Source organism: Streptomyces canus (genome assembly GCF_041435015.1).
GTDB lineage: Bacteria > Actinomycetota > Actinomycetes > Streptomycetales > Streptomycetaceae > Streptomyces > Streptomyces canus_G.
Genome location: NZ_CP107989.1, coordinates 5,910,489 through 5,928,967, shown reverse-complemented (window position 1 = coordinate 5,928,967; position 18,479 = coordinate 5,910,489). Strand labels below are relative to the sequence as shown.

The following is an 18,479-nucleotide window of genomic DNA, read 5'->3' as shown; positions in this document are numbered from 1 at the left end:
GAATCCGCGTGGACGACACGAAGCCGGCGATACGGGAGCCCGCGCGGAACGTCTCCACGAACCGGCGCGGGGCTGTCGTAGCGGCTCTGATGCTGGCGATGGCCCTTGCGGCCCTGGACGCCACCATCGTCTCCACGGCCGTCCCGCAGATCGTCGGCGACCTGGGCGGCTTCTCGGTCTTCTCCTGGCTGTTCTCCGGTTATCTGCTGGCCGTGACGGTGACGCTGCCGGTCTACGGCAAGCTCTCCGACACCTTCGGGCGCAAACCGGTGCTGATCGCGGGCTCGGCGGTGTTCCTGCTCGGCTCCCTGCTGTGCGCGGTGGCGTGGAACATGGGGGCGCTGATCGCGTTCCGGATCGTCCAGGGGCTGGGCGGCGGCGCGCTGCAGGGCACGGTCCAGACCCTTGCCGCCGACCTGTATCCGCTCGAGGAGCGCCCGAAGATCCAGGCCAAGCTGTCCACGGTGTGGGCGGTGGCGGCGGTCGCGGGACCGGGCATCGGCGGGGTGCTCGCCGCGTACGCGGACTGGCGCTGGATCTTCCTGGTCAACCTGCCGATCGGCGCGGTGGCGCTGTGGCTGATCGTCCGTCATCTGCACGAACCGCGGCGCGCCGAGAAGACCACGCGCGCGCGTGTCGACTGGGCGGGCGCGCTCGCGGTGTTCGCGTGCGGGGGCGTCTTGCTGACGGCGCTCGTGCAGGGCGGGGTGGCCTGGGCGTGGCTGTCGTGGCCGTCACTGGGCCTGTTCGGCACGGGACTCGCCCTGGTGGTCGCCGTGGTCCTGATCGAACGCCGGGCCGCGGAGCCGATCATCCCCGGCTGGGTGTGGCGCCGCCGCACGATCGCCGCGGTGAACCTGGCCCTGGGCGCCCTGGGACTCCTCATGGTCGCCCCTACGGTCTTCCTGCCGACGTACGCCCAGTCGGTGCTCGGTCTCACCCCGGTCGCCGCCGGATTCGTGCTGTCCGTATGGACGCTGAGCTGGCCGGTGTCGGCGGCTCTGAGCCAGCACGTGTACCGGCGCATCGGCTTCCGCAACACGGCGATGCTGGGCATCGGTACGGCGGCCCTGATCCTGTTCGCCTTCCCGTTCCTCCCCTACCCGGGCGCGGCCTGGCAGCCGACCCTGCTGATGCTGCTCCTGGGCGCCGCGCTGGGCCTGTTCCAACTGCCCCTGATCGTCGGGGTCCAGTCGACGGTCGGCTGGGCGGAACGCGGCACGACCACGGCGTCCGTCCTCTTCTGCCGCCAGACCGGCCAGACGGTGGGCGCGGCGGTCTTCGGCGCGGTGGCCAACGGCGTCCTGGCCGCACGCCTGGGCGGCGCGAGCGACCTCGACTCCGTCACGCGCGCGTTGGACGCCGGCACGGCCCCGGAGACGACCCGCGCGGCCATCGCGGACGCGGTGCACACGGTGTACGTGGGGGCGGGGTGCGCCGCGGCCCTGGCGTTCGCGGTGCTGCTGGTGCTGGCGCCGCGGCGGTTTCCGGTGCTGAAGGAGCAGTGAGGCTACGCGCGCGTGCACCTCGGACACCGGCACGGCGGGAAGCGGCCCGCCAGGTCGATGGGCGCGTCCTTCCGCGTCGGGCGGTACGTCACCGTGGGTCCCCAGGTGCGACCCCCGTCCCGCGAGACCTGGAGGGTGATCTGCGCCCCGGCCATGCCCTCTTCCTGTTCTTTCGTGAGGTCCATGCCATCACCTTTCACTTTCTGTGCTTATGCATGCACAGAGTGACGTGACGCTGGGTACGCTCGGAAGGTAGCTGAGCGTGACAACGGGGTCCGCACGAGGGGGAGTTGATCGGTGGCGATCGAGGACAATCCGCTGACGAGGCAGCAGTACGGCGCCGAGCTGAAACGACGCCGGGAGGCGGCCGGACTCACGCAGGAGGAGCTGAGCGCGCGTGCCGTGATGTCGCGCACACATATCGCGCACATCGAGGCGGGTCGGCGAAGGCCGGACGTGGAGGACGCGCGGCGACTGGATCAGATGCTGGAGACGGGCGGCTTCTTCGAGAACTTCCTTCCAACGCTGGACGGCCGCAAGGTGGCGGAACACTTCGCGGAGGCACTGGAGTTCGAGGGGAGGGCGACGGAAATCCGGGAGTATGCCCCCAAGTTGGTGCCCGGCATCCTGCAGACTCCGGCCTACGCGCGCGAGGTACTCAGCTCGGGTGCGGTGCCCAAGAGCGACGACGAACGTGACGAGCTCCTCGTCACCCGCCTGGAACGCGCCCGTATTCTCGACGACTTCCACTCACCGAAGGTGTGGGTCCTGCTCGACGAGGCGGTGCTACGGCGACCGATCGGCGGTCCAGAGGTGATGTGCAAGCAACTCCGGCACATCGCGGCCCTGGCTGAGACCAACCGCATCAGCGTCCACGTCCTGCCCTTCTCGGTCGGCTACCACGCCCTATTGGAGGGCTTCGTGTCGCTGATGTGGTTCGAGGACCTGCCGCCCCTCGCCTATGCCGAAGGCCTCAGGTCGGGCCGGATCATGGAGCTCCCGTCCGTGGTCCGCGAGTGCCAAGTGTCCTACGATCATGCGCTGGGCGACGCCTTGTCGCACCGCAAATCCCTAGCGCTGATCAGGTCGGTCGCGGAGGATTACGAGCATGAAGCGCAACGAGCACAGCATCCCTGACGCCTCTGCTCTGATCTCATGGCGAAAGTCCAGCCACAGCGGCGGAAGCAGCGGCGACTGCCTCGAAGTGGCCGACACCGGCCACCCGTTCGTCCCGGTCCGCGACAGCAAGCAGCCCGGCGGACCCGTGCTCGTCTTCAGAGCCTCCGCCTGGTGCGCCTTCGTCGCCGATGTGCGTCAGGGCTGAATGTCCTCGAAGGCGTTGCGCAGGTCCGCCAGGTCGCTGGGGTCACAGGGCCTCAGTTGGACCACTCGGGCCGCTTCCACGACGGACGCGGCGATCCGCCCGACCGCCCGCCAGTACGCGTGGTAGCGGCCGGATTTCAGCAGGCCGAGCAGTCCCTCCCGGAAGTACTCGCTGCCGAACGCCACATCCCCGTACTGGATGTTCCCTACGGCCAATGGCAGTTGTTCGCTGTCTGTGGGAAGCCAGATCACGGGGACCATGGCCGCCAGGGGGCTCCTACCGGAGGAAGACTCCATCTCCATACGCCAGTTGAAAGCCCCCCACTCCCTGCCGCACCATTCGCTCTTGAAATAACGCGGGGAATAAAGAGGAACGAGCACCTGGGCCTCGGCCAAGGCCCGCATCATCGTCGCCTGCCAGTCTGCCCCTGCGGGAATCTCCGCGTCGATGAAGCCTGTGGCCGACGGTGGCAGATCGGTGAGGTTCGAGATCTCTGTGCTCAGATCCCTGAAGAAGCGCAGCTCCAGGTCGTCGTCCACGGTTTCGACGGACGGCAAATGGGCGTAACTCAGGTAAAAGAGCGGAGCCTGGGCCGCCACGGGCAACGGCCTGGATGCCCGTGGCAGATCAAGCAGCGCAGGACTGATCCTCGTCGTCCTCAAAACGCCGTCGGCGGTCTCCCGCACCAAGGAGCAGAGCCGTCCGTCCTCATCGACCACCACTGCCCCCGGAACCCCGTCGTTCAGCCTTCGTGATGCAGATCGGACCTGAAGACCCGGTGTTCCCAAACCCCCCGGTTCCTGGAGCCAGACCGCGGCGAAGGGGCTGAAGTCGTCGGCCACGGCGGCCACCACTTCCCGGGGCAGCTCTTCAGGAACCACCAGCAGAGTCACCCTTGGCGCATCGAGTGGGCGAACTCCGATCACGTCGAGACCCCGACCGAGCAGTCGATGCACACGCAGGACGCCCGGGGCCAGGTCGGTGAGGCCGGTCAGCACCAGGCCGGTTCCCACGACAACCCCGGTTCCGACGAACTCCCCGTCTCGGGTGATCCACACGAGCGACGGCTCGATCCGCCGGAATCCGTCGCTGCTCGCCAGCACCCGCATGATCCTGAAGCGGACCGATCTGTCCTTCGTCTCGATAGCCGTCACGGCATGCGTGAGCGCACCCGGGTTCGTTCCCGTCACTTCGACCAACTCGGCCAGCTCAGAGTCCTTAGCCCAGAATCGACCTTGGGGACCGAGGGAAAGCCTGACGTACTCCATGGCCTCGCCCCAGGGGAAGTCGCCCAGCTCCAAGCTCTCGTGGGGCATGGCCACCCTCCCCAGCCGCCCGGAACAGGTCACCAGCATGCTGCCGTAAGCATCCGTCAACAGCGGCAATTGATCCACAAAAGCGAGGGTTTCCGCAGTGGCTCCGTCGAGAATCAGCAGCATGTCAGGATTTCTCGCGAAGTAGGCATAGAAGTCTTCCAGGAGAGAGTCCGCGTCGAACTCCTCACCATGACGGACGACGCCGAGGTCGACGGCGAAGCTGACGAGATCATCCTCCAAGACCTTGCGGCTGTGCGCTCTGACCCATCGGACCCTCGCGAAATCCGCAACCAGTTCCCGGGCGCAGGCGATGGCCAGCGTGGTCTTCCCGGTGCCCGGCCGACCTGTCAAGACGACGATGCTCGGACCCTTGGAGCGGCTTCCGCGCGAACGGCTGCCCCTGCGCAGCACCTCCAGGACACGGCTGGTCTCCGCCCGCGGGAGGTAGTGCTCCGGAAGCGGGGGAATCGTGTTCGACACCCCCGCCGACGAACCCCCCTCTTCACCGGGTCCGGCACCACGCCGTCGCCGCCACGGAAGCGACCACCCCCGACGGCTCCACCGCCCCGCCTCCTCGGCCTCGTTCTCGTCGGTGTCACCCTGGTCCGGCACCAGCGCCTCGCCGGCGTCACCGACGCCCAGCCGTATCGCCAGCTCCGCGTAGTCACCGCCCGCCCGGCTGATCACGGCCAACGCCACCTCCGCGAACGCCCGGCTCTCCGCCGGCAGTTCGACCCCGTCGAGTCCAGCCGCAGAGCCCGCCGCCACCAGCGCCGCGAAGTCCGTCACCCCGCCCAGCGTCCGGGACACCCGCCCGTTGACGCCCGCCAGCACCTCCCGGAGCACCCTCAGCGACTCCGTGCGTGTCAGGCGGTCCAGCAACGCCTCGCGGACGCCGTCCCGGAAGTCGTAAACAACCGTGTCCGGGTCCTCGCCGGTGCCAGCCGGTGTCCGGCGGACCAGGAGGCCCGAGAGGAAGATCTCGGCCAGGTGCATCGGGGTCGACGACGGGAGCAGCGCCTGCTGGACGAGCCGCATCACCGGGAGGCTGAGCGGAGCCGCCGCGAGGAGGCGCAGGAGGCGGAAGGCCTCCGGGGAGTAGCCCTCCTCGAAGCGTTCGATCCAGGCGGCCGGGATGGTCCGGCCGTCGGGCCGGTCGGGGGCCGGGGCAGGGCGGTCGGCCACGGTGAGCGGGGTGGCCAGCAGCGGGGTCCAGTCCGTGGTGCGGCCCGAGACCAGACGGGCCCACGGGTCCAGCCAGGGGCCGGAGAGCTCCAGCACCGGCAGCCAGCAGATCCGGGCCCGGTCGGCCGCTCCCGCGCGACCTCGGGCGATGCCGGACAGGGGGCCGGAGGAGCTGACCTCGATCGTCGCGTGGGCCGCCTCCGTACCGCGAGCGCGGACGACCGAGGTACGCAGGGCCGTGCGGTGCCACAGGCGGCCGGGGAGCACCTGAAGCGCGGCCACGGGGCGCTCGCGGGACCATGCGGCCAGCGTCCCGGGCAGGTCGGCGCCGTACCAGGCCGGGCTCACGCCGTCCGTCAGGACGAGGACGGCCCGGCGGCCGGTGGGGTCGGCCAGGGCCTCACGCCAGCGGCGCGTCGGGGACACGGCCCGCGCATCTCGCCGGAAGGGCGCCAGGCTCGGCTCCGGCTCATCGGTGTGCAGCGCCCAGGCGCGTACCTCGTCGAAGGCGCTGTGCCGGGCGAAGAGGGTGCGCAGTTCGTCCGCGAGCCGGTGCCAGACGCCCATCGTCGTCCCCGTGTCGATCAACAGGTCGACGGAGAAGCGGAGTTCGCTCGCCGGGCGCAGGACCGGCAGAAGCAGTCCGGTGTCGCCGGAGGCGGCCGCCGTGGCCTCGACGTCGAGGACCCAGGTACGGGCGGAGGGGACTCTCTGGCGCAGCGGGCGCAGCGCGCGGGCCAGGGGCAGGGCGTCGGGGAGGGCGTGTGGCTGGGTCACGCGGACGGCGTGCGCGCCGCCGGGACGCGGCGGCGCCGTGCCGGTGGCTTCGGGCAGGTACAGGCGGGCCGAGGGGGCCCGCGGACCGGTGTGGTGGGCGGGGTGGGGCGCGGGCAGAGGAGCCGGCGGCGGATCGGTGTCCTGCGCGCCGGCCGTCGGGTCGGTGCCGTCGCCGATCCGGGCCCAGTCCAGGGGGCCGATACCGCTGAGCCGAGCGATCCACAGGACGTCGAGGGCGTCGCCCGCGTCCGGGCGGCCGTCCGGGTTCAGGAGCCGGGCGAGTTCCTCTCGCAGGACACTGTCCGGGACGGTGGGCCGTGGACCCGGGTTCCGACCGGTAGACGAGGCGTCCTCGGAGCCCCCCGACCGCACATACCCGACATGCCTCCACCCAGCCCCGGCCACCGCCCCATCACCCTCGGTCCAACGGCCGCAACAAGTGGTCCCGCACCAGGTCCCGACCCGCCTCGCCGTCCCACAGCCCGCGCTCCGCCATCAGCAGCGCGTTGAGCAGTTGGTCGTTGGCGAGCGCCCCCATCTCCCGTTGCCGTGAAAGGAATTCGGCGATCAGTTCAGCCCGCGCCCCGACCGCGGTGTCCGTCCCGCCGAGATGGGCCGCGACCATGCCGGCCAGTCGCTTCGGGTCCGGGGTGCCGATCTCCAGTCGGATGCAGCGGCGCAGGAAGGCCATCGGGAACTCCCGCTCCTCGTTGCTAGTCAGCACCACGAACGGGAACTCCGCGCAGGCCACTTCGCCTCCGACGACCTCGACAGGTCGGCGATCGGCGGTCATCACCCGCTGCGCCCGGCGTCCCAGCCGGGCCAGTTCGGGAATGGCGAACTCGCCTTCCTCGAAGACGTTCAGCAGATCGTTGGGGAAGTCCATGTCGCTCTTGTCGATCTCGTCGATCAGTAGGACCCGGGGGCTCCGCCAGGGCAGCAGTGCGGTGCCCAGCGGACCGAGCCACATGTACCGGCCGATGTCCGGCGGTTCCGGAACCGGGCCTCCGAGGTCGCCCCGCAGTCCGGCGTTGCGCAGTCCGGCGTCGTACAGGCGGCCCACGGCGTCGTACTCGTACAGCCCGTCCTTGAGGGTCGACCTGCTGGTGATCGGCCAGCGAAGCACCGGCCCGAGATTCAGTTCGTGCGCCACGGCGTACGCCAGCGTGGACTTGCCGGTGCCGGGCTTGCCGGTCAGGAGCAGGGGACGGCGCAGGTGCAGGGCGAGGTTGACGAGGTGGATCTCGCGTTCGCCGGCCTGGTAGGCGGCTCCCTGGCCCCGGCGGCCGAGGTGGCGCTGAACGGCGTCGTCGTCGGGGGCGGGCGGTGGTTCGGGCAGATCACCGGGGGTGGCACCCGCGTGCCGGAAAGCGCGCCAGGGCGGTGCTCCGGGCAGTCGGTGGATGCCCTCGTGCGGGACGCCGGTGCCCCGGTAGACCCACCAGTCCTGCGGCTCGGTCATGCTGCTCCTTCACCGGTTCCGGCCCCGCGGGTGCCGGGCATCTGGCTGTTCTGGTTCCTGAAGACGCACGTCGGGTCGTCCCAGAGCAGGGTGATGTGGCTGCCCACACTGCGCGGGTCGCGGCGGCGGCGCTGTCGCGCCCCGTGGACGCTGGCAGGCAACTGGGCGAGCAGGGCGGGCGGGCAACTGTCGCGCAGCGCGTCCAGCAGCAGGCCGGGATCGCCCGCGTCACGCCGCCAGACGATGACGGGGACACCGTCGTACATCAGGGCGTCGCGCACCGCGTCCCGCATGAGGGGGTCGTGCAGTTCGTACGGTGCCCCCAGGCCCAGACAGGCCAGGTCCTTGTGGTCCCGCAGCCAGTCCTCCACGTCCGCGGCGTCGGTGAGCAGCAGCGGCGGGTATCGCCCCGGCGGACAACTCCAGCTTGTGTCGAGGGAGTTCGTGACACCGTTCGTGACGCCGGGGCTCATCCAGCCGATGCGTTCCAGTGCGTCGCCGGGCGCACAGTCGCGGTCGAGCGCCTCCCAGCGGCGGGCCCACTGCTGATGGATCAAGCTGTCGTCATAGCGGGTCAGAGACCGTACGACGACCTGGCAGCCGTAGCTCAGTGGCACCCCGGAGCCGCCCGGCCACAACTCGACAGGGTGGCCGAGCAGTTCGTCGGGCAGCAGGAACTCGTACCGCGCGACCCCGCCCCCGCCGGCCTCCGCGTGCTGTTGCCAGGCGAGCAGGAACTCCTTGCCGCGGCGGTCGAGTTCGGCGCCCAGGAAGACCTCGGTGGGGTCCGTCGCCCGACGGAACCGCGGCTCACCGACGCCCGCGGCGTCGTAGCGGAAGCCGCGCAGGAAGTAGGTGCGCCGGGTGAACGGCACGTGCGCCTCGACCGGTGGGCCCGCCTCCTGAACCCGTATCTGGATGATGGCCCTGCTCTCGTGCCCCTCCGGCCCCGGGAGCCCCTCCTGTGCGGCAAGAGCCGCGGCCACACCGCGCCGGCCCGGGACACGTGCAAGCAGCCTGGCGAGCCGCTCTCCCTGCTCGTGGGCCCGCGCCTCCTGCGCGAGCAGTTCGAGAAAGTACGCCATCCGGGCAAGGCGCGTGGCCGGTTCGCTGGGGGCCACCTGGGTGTCGTAGAGCCCTAACAGCGCGGCGGGGAGTCCGTCGGCGTCCAGCGGTTGGTCCGCTCTGCGCCGTTCGATCGCGTACCGGTCGACGGTGTTCATGCCGAACTCCGGTGGCAACTGCCTCAGTTCGTCGATGAGACCCAGCATGTACCCGGCGGGCAGCGGACCGGGAACGGTGAGAACGGTGACCGCGAGCGCGAACCAGTGAGCGCCGATGTCACGCGGCTCGGCCTGCAGCAGTACGTCCCTCAGCTCGGGCAGCGCTCTGACGCGACGGCCGGTGCGGACGACCTCCCTGAGGTGCTCGAGGGGCCGGTTGTGCTGCCGTACGGCGTCTCTCAGCTCGGGTCCGACGTCGTAGAGGAGGGCCAGGCGGCTCTCGAGCACCTGGAGTGCCGGGATGTCGGCCAGGATGGCCGCCAGCAGTCGATCGTCCCGCCACGAGTGACCGGGCATCCAAGAGCCTGCCCGGCGCGACCACGGGCGTCTGCGGCCCATGTCACTCCTTCCCGAAATCCAGCCCGGCGTCGGCCAGCACCGCCCGCACGCCCGCCGTGCCCACGTCGTCCGGGGCGATCTCCTCCAGTGCGACGAACAGGGCCTTCAGGGCCGCGTCACGGGTCAGGGTGCGGCTGACGGAGCGGACCAGGGACCGCAGATGCGTGCGGGTGTCCGGGCTCTCGGGGGCGGGGAACGCATGGCCCAGGCCGAGGTGCTCCCCCATCAGCAGCACCAGTTCGTTGCGGACGGCCAGCATGTGGATGTCCCTGCAGGCCATGAGAGCGTCGACGAGGGCCCCCTGGTCAGGGAACCTGAAGGTGGCGTGGGGCGGTCGCGGAGCCGGGACCGGGGCGGGCTCCGTCACCGGGGCGGGCAGCTCTAGGGGCTGCCGGGCGGCTTCGTCGCGAGGTGCGAGCGTGGGAACGGGGCCCAACTCCGGCATGGTCTCGTGCGGCTGCCCGGTCAACAGCCGAAGCAGTCGCTCCGCGCCGGGAACGGTGAAGTCCTCAACCCGGTAGTAGGCCGTGGTGGCGCCGCCCAGCCAGGCGGGCAGATCGGTCGCCGAGCCGTGGGGCAGGACCACGGGGACGATCCGGTCCAGAGCCCCGGCCGGGTCCTCGTAGACGAGTCTTCGCAGCAGACCGGCCTCCCACTGCACACCCATGCCCTCACCCGCCGCCGCATCGCCGTCCGCGCGCCGCTTGTACTGCGGCGAGGCGACCACCAGCGCGAAACGGCTGTCCCGGATTCCCCGCAGCATCCACAAGGACCAGTCCTGACGGCGTTCGTCGGCGGGCAGATCCAATTCCGCGTCGATCCCGCAGGAACGCAGGAAAACCCAGAATTCCCGGACCCGGTCCACGTGCTTCTGATCGTCATGGGCGTACGAGATGAACACCCGCACAGGCGACGGCGCCCCGCTCATGTGGCCTCCCCCTTGCTTCCCGCGCACCACAGAGAGTGAGTACATGATGGCTCAACACCGCCTATAGAGCGCCGTGTTTGACGATGCCGAGGGATCCAGCCTTCCGGCCAGCTCAAAAGTCCGAGTTAACGGGGGTAACACCGCAGGTCAGAGAAGTAAGCGCATACCGACCGATCAGTTTGCCGAAAGGGCTGTACAACTCCGAACCGCCGAGTAACGTGCGGGGCTCCGCTCCCCCGTCCACCCCCCAACTCCCTGCGGTCCGCCACGTCGGGCCCGAGCCTCGCAAGGAGCACCGGGTGTCTTACGACCCGTCACAGCCGTATCCCACCTACCCCTGGCAGCCACCCCCCTCGCCGCCCGAACCGGTCGCCCGGAGCCCGCGCCACCGCTCCCCGCTCGGCCACCACAGCGACCTGCGGATCCTGCGCAGCGCCTACCGCTGGCAGCGGCGCACCGCCACGCTCACCGCGCTCGGGTACTTCACGCTCTTCCTCGTGCTGTCCGCGTACGCGCCGTCCTTCATGGCGAGCAGCGTCACCGACGGACTGCCCACCGGTCTGCTCCTCGCCCTGCTCCAACTGCCCGTCACCTGGCTGGCGATCGCCGTGTACGAGCACACCGCGCGCCGCTACGTCGACCCGCTCGCGGACCGCATCCGCAAGCAGTCCGAGGTGGACGCCAGGCGAGGGGCGGGCGCCCGATGACCGGCTTCAGCGACTCCGCTCAGGCGATGAGCCTGGTGGCGTTCTCCGCCGTCGCCACCATCACCCTCCTGCTGTGCGTGATGACCGGCCCGGACCGCGACGACCTCGACGAGTTCTACACCGGCTACAACTCCCTGTCCGCGATGCGCAACGGCCTCGCCATCGCGGGCGACTACATCTCCGCCGCGACCGTCCTCGGCACCGGCGGGGTCATCGCGCTCTGCGGCTACGACGGCATCGTTCTCGCGCTGAGCACGGTCCTGTCGCTGATGCTGCTGATGTTCCTGCTGGCCGAACCCCTGCGCAACGCGGGCCGGTTCACCATGGGTGACGCCCTCGCGCGCCGGATGCCGGGCCGTGCGGTACGCATCGCCGCGTGCCTGGTCACTCTCGCCGCGCTGCTGCCGCTGATGCTGGTACAGCTCGCCGGCACCGGCCAACTGCTGGCGTTCATCCTCGGATTCTCCGGCGACTCCCTGAAGACGGGCGTCATCATCGGTCTGGGCATCCTGATGATCAGTTACGCGGCCATCGGCGGCATGAAAGGCACTGCCCTCATCCAGATACTGAAGATCGTCATGCTCCTCGGGTCCGGCACCGTGGTCGCCGTACTGGTCATGAACCGGTTCGACTGGGACCTCGCGGCCCTGTTCGACACGGCGGCCCGGCAGAGCGGGGTGGGGCCGGACTACCTGCGCTCCGGCCTGGAGTTCGCGAGCGGGCCGTACCAGCGCCTCGACATGATCACCTCGCAGCTCGCGGTCGTCATCGGCGGGGCGTGTCTGCCGCACGTCACGATGCGCATGTACACCGCGTCCAGCGCACGTCAGGTGCGCCGTTCGATGTCCTGGGCGGTGTCGTCGGTGGCCGTGTTCGTCCTGGTCATCACGGTCGTCGGGGTCGGGGCGACGGCGATGATCGGGCGGTCGGTGATCGCGGAGGCGGATCCGCAGGGCAACACGGCGTATCTGCTGGGCTCCCGGGCGGTGTTCGGGCCCGAGGTGTCGACCGGAGAGACGTTTCTCTTCACCACGGTCACCACGGCGCTCTTCCTCACCCTCCTCGCCTCCGTCGCCGGCATGATCCTCGCCTGCGCCAACTCCCTCGCGCATGACGTGTTCGCGGCGCGGGCCCGGTCGATGCCGGCGCACCGTGAGATTCTGCTGGCCCGGGTGTCCGCGCTGGCGGTCGGTGTCCCCACGATCTTCCTCGCGACACTGATCCAGCACCGGAGTCTGCAGCCGCTGGTGATCCTGTCCTTCTGCGTCGGCGCGTCCGCGCTGGCGCCGGCGCTCGTGTACAGCCTGTTCTGGCGGCGCTACACGCGGGCGGGGCTGCTCTGCACGCTGATCGGCGGCACGCTGACGGTGCTCTTGCTGATGCCGGGCACGAATCTCGTGTCGGGGTCGCCTGTGTCCGCGTTCCCCGAAGCCGACTTCAACTGGCTGCCGTTCACGACGACCGGGCTGGTGTCCATTCCGGCGGGGTTCTTGTTCGGGTGGCTGGGGACGGTGATCTCCGGGCGGCGGAAGGCGGAGGAGCAGCGGCGGCAGTACGAGGCGGTGGAGGGGTGGATCTTGGCGGGGGCCGTGCGGAAGGGGTGAGCCGGGGGTCGTTTGGCGGTGCATGTGGGTGGGGGTGAGCCGGGGGTCGTCTGGCAGGTGCCGGTCAGTGAGGGGTGCGCCGGGGGGCGTCTGTCGGGTGCGGGTCGGTGGGGGTGAGCCGGGGGTCGTCTCTCGGGTGCGGGTCGGTGGGGGTGAGCCGGGGGTCGTCTCTCGGGTGCGGGTCGGTGGGGGTGAGCCGGGGGTCGTCTCTCGGGTGCGGGTCGGTGGGGGCTTGCCAGGAGCGGTCGTCTGTCAGGTGCGGGTCGGTGGGGGCTGGTCGCGCAGTTCCCCGCGCCCCTGGGTGGGTGCGGGCGGGCGGTGTCGGGCCTGCGCCGCTGCTCCAGCTGCCCTGACTGCCCCAGCTGCCCCGACTGGGCAGCTGCCCCGGCTGACCAGACTGCCCCTGCTGTCCCGCTGTCCCAGCTGACCAGACTGCCCCTGCTGTCCCGCTGTCCCAGCTGACCAGACTGCCCCTGCTGTCCCGCTGTCCCAGCTGACCAGACTGCCCCTGCTGTCCCGCTGGCCCGGCTGACCAGACTGCCCCTGCTGTCCCGCTGTCCCAGCTGACCAGACTGCCCCTGCTGTCCCGCTGTCCCAGCTGACCAGACTGCCCCTGCTGTCCCGCTGGCCCGGCTGACCTGACTGTCCCGCTGCCCTTGCTGGCCAACTGCCCTTGCTGCCCCGGCTGACCTGACTGCCCTGGCTGCCCTGGCTATCCCAGACGCCCCAGCTGTTACTCCGTCGCCGCTGTCCCCGTGAGGGCCGTCAGGCTGCTGCGTACGTGGTCCATCTGGGCCTGGACCTCGTCCCGGCGTTCCTCGTGCTTTCGCAGCACCCGCTCCGTCTCCCCGGCGATCCGCTCCTCCTGGGCCCGCGCCTGCGCAAGGATCTCCGCCGCACGCGCGCGTGCTTCCTCCTCGCACCGTCCCACCGAGGCCTCCGCCTCCGCGAACTCCCGCTTCGCGTCCGACAGCGCCGCCTCCGCCCGTGCCACCCGTTCGGCGCACCGCGCGTCCGCCTCGGCCGCCCTCTTCTCGTCGGCCCGCTCCACCTCGGCCCATCGCTCCGCCTGCTCCGTGGCCTGCTCGGCGAGCATCCCGATGGTGCGCTGGCGTACGTCGCGCAACACGGCGAGCGCCTCCCCGCGCCCCGCCTTCACCTCACGCCGGGCGGCGACACGGATGTCGTCGGCCTCGGCGCGCGCGGCGAGCAGCCGCTGACGGGCATGTTCGTCGGCCTCGGCGCGCACGGTGTCGGCGTGCGCCTGCGCGACATTCCGTACACCGTCGGCGTGCGCCTGTGCCTCGTCCGCGAGGCGCTGCGCCTCCTGTCGCGCCCTCTCCCGGACGTCCGCGGCCTCCTCCTGCCCCAGTTCGAAGAGCCGCCGCGCACCCTCGCCGAGCGCCTCGTACGCCTGCGGTGCCAGCCCCGCCACGACCTCCCGCAGGCGCACCACCTCCGCCTCCATCTCCCGGGCCAGCACGGTGAGCCGGGCGGCCCGTTCCCAGGCGGCGTCACGGTTCTGGGACAGGGCCGCGGCGTATGCGTCGACCTGTTCGGGACGGTAGCCGCGCCCTCGTACGGCCACGAACGCCTGCGGCGACACCGGTGCGCTGCTCATCCTGGAACCCCTCTCCGCCGAAACAACACGAACGGGCACGAAATGATGATTTCGCGCACATCTTGATGTATCGGTCGGAAATGTTCATAACGCGACACTCCGCGTACAGGTCCCGGTGGCTCCCGGTCATGACGGTCGTCAGTCGCACACATGCGAAAGGGCCGGCCCGGTCACACGACCGGGCCGGCCCTCCCTGCACACATACGGATCAGCGGCGGCGGAGCGTCACAGCAGCCCGTCCCACATCTGCTCCAGCAGCACCGACCACCAGCTCTCCGGCGAGCCCAGCGCCGCCGGATCCAGCGAGGCCAGCTGGGCCTGGAAGTCGACGGTCCAACGACCCGCCTGCTCCTGGTTCAGACCGAAGCGAAGCCGCCACATCCGGCCGAGCAGCGCCAGGCAGCGCTGGAACTCGAGCAGGCCCGTGTTCACGAACTGCGGCGGTACGGGGGCACCGCCGGGGCCCGCCTCGACGGGTACGGCGACGATGTTCGCCGTCCCGTACTGCACGCAGATCGCCTTGCCGAAGTCGCTGCCCATGACGAGGTACGAGCCCGCGTCGGAGGCCGGCTGCACCCCGCGCTCGGCCGCCAGCTCCGCCAGCGTCGGCACCGGACGCCCCGGCTGGGCCTGCGCCCAGAAGAACGGGCCCATGTCCAACGGCAACCCCGCCACGACCAGCGAGTGCGCGACGACCGGCGGTACGCCCTGGCGGGACACCGCGGCCTGCTCGAACCGGAAGATGCCGGGGCCGAAGGCCCCTGCCAGCTCCTGCGCCACGCCCTCCGGGGGGATCGGCGGCGCGGCCTGAACGGGCGGCAACGGCGCGCGCACCGGCGCCGGGCGGGCAGGCCCATCCGCCACCTGGTGCAACTCGCCCTGGTGCGCCAGCAGTTGCTGCATGCCCTGCTGCCGGCTCGCGTGATCCGTGCCGTACGGTGCGATGCTCGCGATCCGCGCCTGCGGCCACTGCTCCCGGATCATCCGCGCGCAGTACGCCCCCGGCAGCTCGCACGACTCCAACTCGGTGTGCAGCTCCAGCACTTGGTCCGGGGGTACGTTCATGCCACGCAGCTCGTGGAAGATCTGCCACTCGGGGTGCGGCGTCCCCGGCGCCGACCGCCGGATCAACTGCTGCTCCGACCCGTCCTGCGCACGGTAGCGAAGGACGGCCTGATACCCGGGCCCGACGGTGGGCTGCGTCTGCTGGGGATAGCCGTAGGCCGGGGGCTGACCGGGCCCGGGCCTACCGGGCGAGGACGGAACCGGGGCGGGCTGTCCCGACATCGGCTGCCCGGACGGAGACTGCCCTGGCACGGGCTGTCCAGGTGTGGGCTGTCCCGGCGCCGGCTGCCCGGACGGAGACTGCCCTGGCGCCGGCTGCCCGGGCGGAGGCACCGGACCCGGGGACGGTACGGCACCCGGGGGCGGGGGCGGCATCGTGCCGGGCGGCATCGATTGCGGAGCACCCGGAGCCGCCGCGGAAACGCCCGGGGTTCCAGGGGCCCCTGGGGCGCCAGGAGAGCGGGGCGCTTGCGGCGGCGGAGGAATGCCGGGGCCGCCCGCCGGGGGTGAGGACAACACGGTCTCCGCGTGATGCACGGCTCCAGGCGCGGTCCGTGGCACACCTGGGGCACCAGGAGGCTGCGGTGTGCCGGGAGCACCCGGAGCACCGGGCGGCCGCGGAACACCGGACCCACCCGGCGCATCCAGGAACTGAGACGAACCCTGGCCACCAGAAGCCTGTGGCGCGCCCGTTGCACCCGGGAATCCCGGACCGCCGGACGCATTCGGCATACCCGGAGCCCCGGGCGGAGGCGGAGTCGGCGCACCACCAGGAGCGGGCGGTGCACCCGGAGGCTGCGGTGCTCCCGATCCCGAAGGCCCCTCGACACCCGGCGCCGACACGAACTGGGTGGGCACATACCCGCCCCCCGGCGCACCGGGAGCGGGCGGCGGATTCGAGTTCCCCGCCTGCGCACCGGGCACCCCCGGGGGACCCGGCGGAGGCGGCGGGGTCGATCCCCCGGCCTGCGCCCCGCGCGAAGGAGGCGCCAACTTGCTCGTGGCGACATCGGCGATGTCCCCGGCGCTCGGCGCGGGCCCCGGAGCACCGGGAGCGCCGGGCACACCCGATGGCTGAGGCGCCCCGGCGCCACCACCGGGCGCCTGCGGGTAACCGTACGAGGACGCACCCGGCGCAGACGCAGAACCAACCGCACCCGGAGCACCAGCACCCTGCGGATACCCGTACGAAGACCCACCCCGCGCAGACGGAGGCGGAGGCGTGACACCAGCCCCCGGGCCACCCGCAGCACCCGCACCCGGAACACCGGCGCCCTGCGGATACCCGTACGAAGACGCACCCGGCGGCGTAGCCCCCCGCACGCCCCCCGAAATCCGCGCGGTCCTGGAGTCCGAGACCTCCGAGGTCTCGGGGACCTCCGAGACCTCCTGGACGTCCACGCCCTCCGAGACCTCCGTGACCTCCGACCCCTCCAAGGCCGACGAAGCCCCCTCCTCCGTATCGCTACCGCTACCACCACCGCCACCACGCACCGGCGCCGAGAACACCGTCTCCGGCAACGCCACGGAGAGGTCCTCACCCCCGTTCGTGTCGGTCCCGGTCCACGGCCGCGCCCCGGCAGGCACCCCCGGCTCGGCACCCGGATCAGCGCCTGAACCAGCAGTCGGCCCCGCACCGCCGGACCCACCGTCCCGAGCCCCGGAAGAATCCCCCGCGCCGTCGCCGCCGATCCCCAGCTTGTCCGCCGCGTCCTGCAACCACTCCGGCGGCGTCAGAAGAAACGACGTCTGGTTCAGGTCGACCCGGGACGCCGCGGACGCGCCCCCCGCGCCCTCGACCCCGTCCTCACGGCCGTACGTCTCCTCGTACCGGCGGATCACCTCACCCACCGGCAACGAGGGCCACAGCGTGGCCTCCCCGCTGTCCCGGGCGATCACCAGCCGCTGCGCACCACCGTCCGAACGCGGTCCCTCCGCACGGTCCTCGGCCCACACCACGAACCCGAGGTCGAACTCCCGCACCCGCACCTCACGATGCTGATACGACGGCACGTCCCCGTTGATCCACTCTTCCGCGCGCTCCTGCGCCTGCGCGAACGTCACCATCGGTCAGTTCACTCCCCCACCGAGGACACCGGAACGGACCGCGCGAAACCGCCGTCCACCATCAGGTTCGCCACCGTCTCCAACTCCGGTGGATTACCGGCCAGTCGGGACAGGAACACATCGAAGTCCGCACCGCAGGGCAGCAACAGCCGCTGCACACGCTCCGCCGGCGGCAGCGAAGGATCGACGTCCCGCGCGTCGTCGTAGGCGCAGAACCAGACCGATCCGGTCCCCTCGCCCCTCACCTTCACGGCCAGCAGCCCGCCCTGGACGAAGCCGACACCGAGGTAGTCCTTCGTCAGATGGTCGCGCAGACACTTGTTGACGTACACGAGGTCGTTGACCGCCGCCTCGTCCCGCACCGTGAAGAACGGCTGGTCGACCAGGAGCCCCAGCTCCGCGTCCAGCGCGGCCCCCACCGGCGCCGACCCGCCCGCCGCCTTCAGGAACGACCGGTACGCGCCCGGCAGCCGGTACCCGAGATCCTCCTCGACCCCCTGCACCTGCGACTCCGTCACCGCCACCGACGACTTCGGCAGCCCGAAATGCGCCGGACGCGTCTCCTGCAACGGCCGCGTCCCCCGCTTGTTCTGGTCGACACGTGTCGTCGCGATCCCGCCGTGATGCCGCAGCAGGGCCTTCACCTCGACCGGGATCAGCTCGAGCCGCCGGGAACCCACCACGTGATGCCACGTCCAGCCGTGCGGCGTCGCCACCGCCGGCACCGTGTCCCACAGCTCGTGACCGGTCGCCGCCAGTGCCGCGTTCGCCGACACGTAGTCCGTCAGCCGCAGTTCGTCGACCCCGAAACCCTCCGGCGGATCGGCGATCTCGGCGGCGGCACGCGCATACGGCGAGAAGTCGGGGTAGCCACGCTCGTCCACCCGCACCCCTCTGGGATGACGCGTGGCCCGGACCGGATCCGGGAAATGCACGACCTGCCCGGCGTAGGCCGCGTTCGGCGGCGCGGCTTGTTGCCCGAGCCGACCTGTCGTCATGGCGAAAGCCCCCTGCGGCGCTCTGGTACGACCCGCGGCGGCCCCTTGGTCTCAGCAGGGCCGTCACGCGCCGTATCGACTGTCTCGTCCGTCTCCACGCGTCAACCGCGCGCATCGCGGCAACCACTTGGATCGCGGTGCCGACAGCCTATGCGGTACGACGACACCGGTCACCGGGCACCGGTCAGCCCCCCTCCGGTTCCGTGACCAGCCGTCACCCCGCTGTGACAGCCTGCCCGATCCCGGGCGTGTCGCACCGCCCCAGCTTCCGCACCAGCCCCGCTGTTTGGCAGTC

13 protein-coding genes are annotated in these 18,479 nt (G+C 71.2%); 5 read left to right on the top strand and 8 right to left on the bottom strand.

Annotated features, from left to right (window positions below; genetic code table 11):
* The first annotated feature begins 8 nt into the window (after positions 1-8).
* Positions 9-1,508, top strand: a complete 1,500-nt coding sequence (locus tag OG841_RS27180) for an MFS transporter (protein ID WP_371566994.1) — start codon at positions 9-11, stop codon at positions 1,506-1,508.
* A gap of 2 nt (positions 1,509-1,510) precedes the next feature.
* Here the strand turns inward: OG841_RS27180 and OG841_RS27175 are convergent, their stop codons facing one another.
* On the bottom strand, positions 1,511-1,693 hold the full coding sequence (locus OG841_RS27175; RefSeq protein ID WP_371566993.1) for a hypothetical protein: 183 nt from the start codon (positions 1,691-1,693) through the stop codon (positions 1,511-1,513).
* 112 nt (positions 1,694-1,805) lie between these two features.
* On the opposite strand from OG841_RS27175, the gene OG841_RS27170 reads away from it, so the two are divergent.
* On the top strand, positions 1,806-2,645 hold the full coding sequence (locus OG841_RS27170) for a helix-turn-helix domain-containing protein (protein ID WP_371566992.1): 840 nt from the start codon (positions 1,806-1,808) through the stop codon (positions 2,643-2,645).
* Positions 2,617-2,832: a DUF397 domain-containing protein gene (locus tag OG841_RS27165; protein WP_371566991.1), complete on the top strand. Its 216-nt coding sequence runs from the start codon at positions 2,617-2,619 to the stop codon at positions 2,830-2,832. The genes OG841_RS27170 and OG841_RS27165 overlap by 29 nt, the downstream gene beginning before the upstream one ends.
* On the opposite strand, the gene OG841_RS27160 is transcribed toward OG841_RS27165, so the two are convergent.
* From OG841_RS27160 to OG841_RS27145, 4 genes are read right to left on the bottom strand one after another with little or no spacing between them, the layout of a single operon-like run.
* A complete protein-coding gene (locus OG841_RS27160) occupies positions 2,823-6,482 on the bottom strand; it encodes a TIR-like protein FxsC (RefSeq protein WP_371566990.1) in 3,660 nt (1,219 codons plus the stop codon). The genes OG841_RS27165 and OG841_RS27160 overlap by 10 nt on opposite strands.
* Positions 6,483-6,522: 40 nt before the next feature.
* Positions 6,523-7,572, bottom strand: coding sequence for an AAA family ATPase (locus tag OG841_RS27155; protein WP_371566989.1), 1,050 nt, complete (start codon positions 7,570-7,572; stop codon positions 6,523-6,525).
* Positions 7,569-9,152, bottom strand: a complete 1,584-nt coding sequence (locus OG841_RS27150; protein ID WP_371566988.1) for a VMAP-C domain-containing protein — start codon at positions 9,150-9,152, stop codon at positions 7,569-7,571. Before OG841_RS27150 ends, OG841_RS27155 begins: the two co-directional genes overlap by 4 nt.
* Before the next feature lie 43 nt (positions 9,153-9,195).
* On the bottom strand, positions 9,196-10,122 hold the full coding sequence (locus tag OG841_RS27145; protein WP_371566986.1) for a TIR domain-containing protein: 927 nt from the start codon (positions 10,120-10,122) through the stop codon (positions 9,196-9,198).
* 299 nt (positions 10,123-10,421) lie between these two features.
* Here OG841_RS27145 and OG841_RS27140 point away from each other — a divergent pair, with 299 nt between their 5' ends.
* Positions 10,422-10,829, top strand: coding sequence for a DUF485 domain-containing protein (locus tag OG841_RS27140; protein ID WP_371566984.1), 408 nt, complete (start codon positions 10,422-10,424; stop codon positions 10,827-10,829).
* Positions 10,826-12,433 (top strand): sodium/solute symporter, encoded by a 1,608-nt coding sequence (locus tag OG841_RS27135; RefSeq protein ID WP_328639106.1) that lies wholly within the window; start codon positions 10,826-10,828, stop codon positions 12,431-12,433. The genes OG841_RS27140 and OG841_RS27135 overlap by 4 nt, the downstream gene beginning before the upstream one ends.
* A 733-nt stretch (positions 12,434-13,166) precedes the next feature.
* On the opposite strand, the gene OG841_RS27130 is transcribed toward OG841_RS27135, so the two are convergent.
* The 3 genes from OG841_RS27130 to OG841_RS27120 form a co-directional block, all read right to left on the bottom strand.
* The gene (locus OG841_RS27130) at positions 13,167-14,054 is read right to left on the bottom strand and encodes a cellulose-binding protein (protein ID WP_328639107.1); all 888 of its coding nucleotides are present in this window, start codon (positions 14,052-14,054) and stop codon (positions 13,167-13,169) included.
* A gap of 225 nt (positions 14,055-14,279) precedes the next feature.
* Positions 14,280-17,186 (bottom strand): SUKH-4 family immunity protein, encoded by a 2,907-nt coding sequence (locus OG841_RS27125; RefSeq protein ID WP_371566983.1) that lies wholly within the window; start codon positions 17,184-17,186, stop codon positions 14,280-14,282.
* A gap of 8 nt (positions 17,187-17,194) precedes the next feature.
* Positions 17,195-18,184 (bottom strand): SMI1/KNR4 family protein, encoded by a 990-nt coding sequence (locus OG841_RS27120; RefSeq protein WP_328639109.1) that lies wholly within the window; start codon positions 18,182-18,184, stop codon positions 17,195-17,197.
* Positions 18,185-18,479 lie beyond the last annotated feature (295 nt).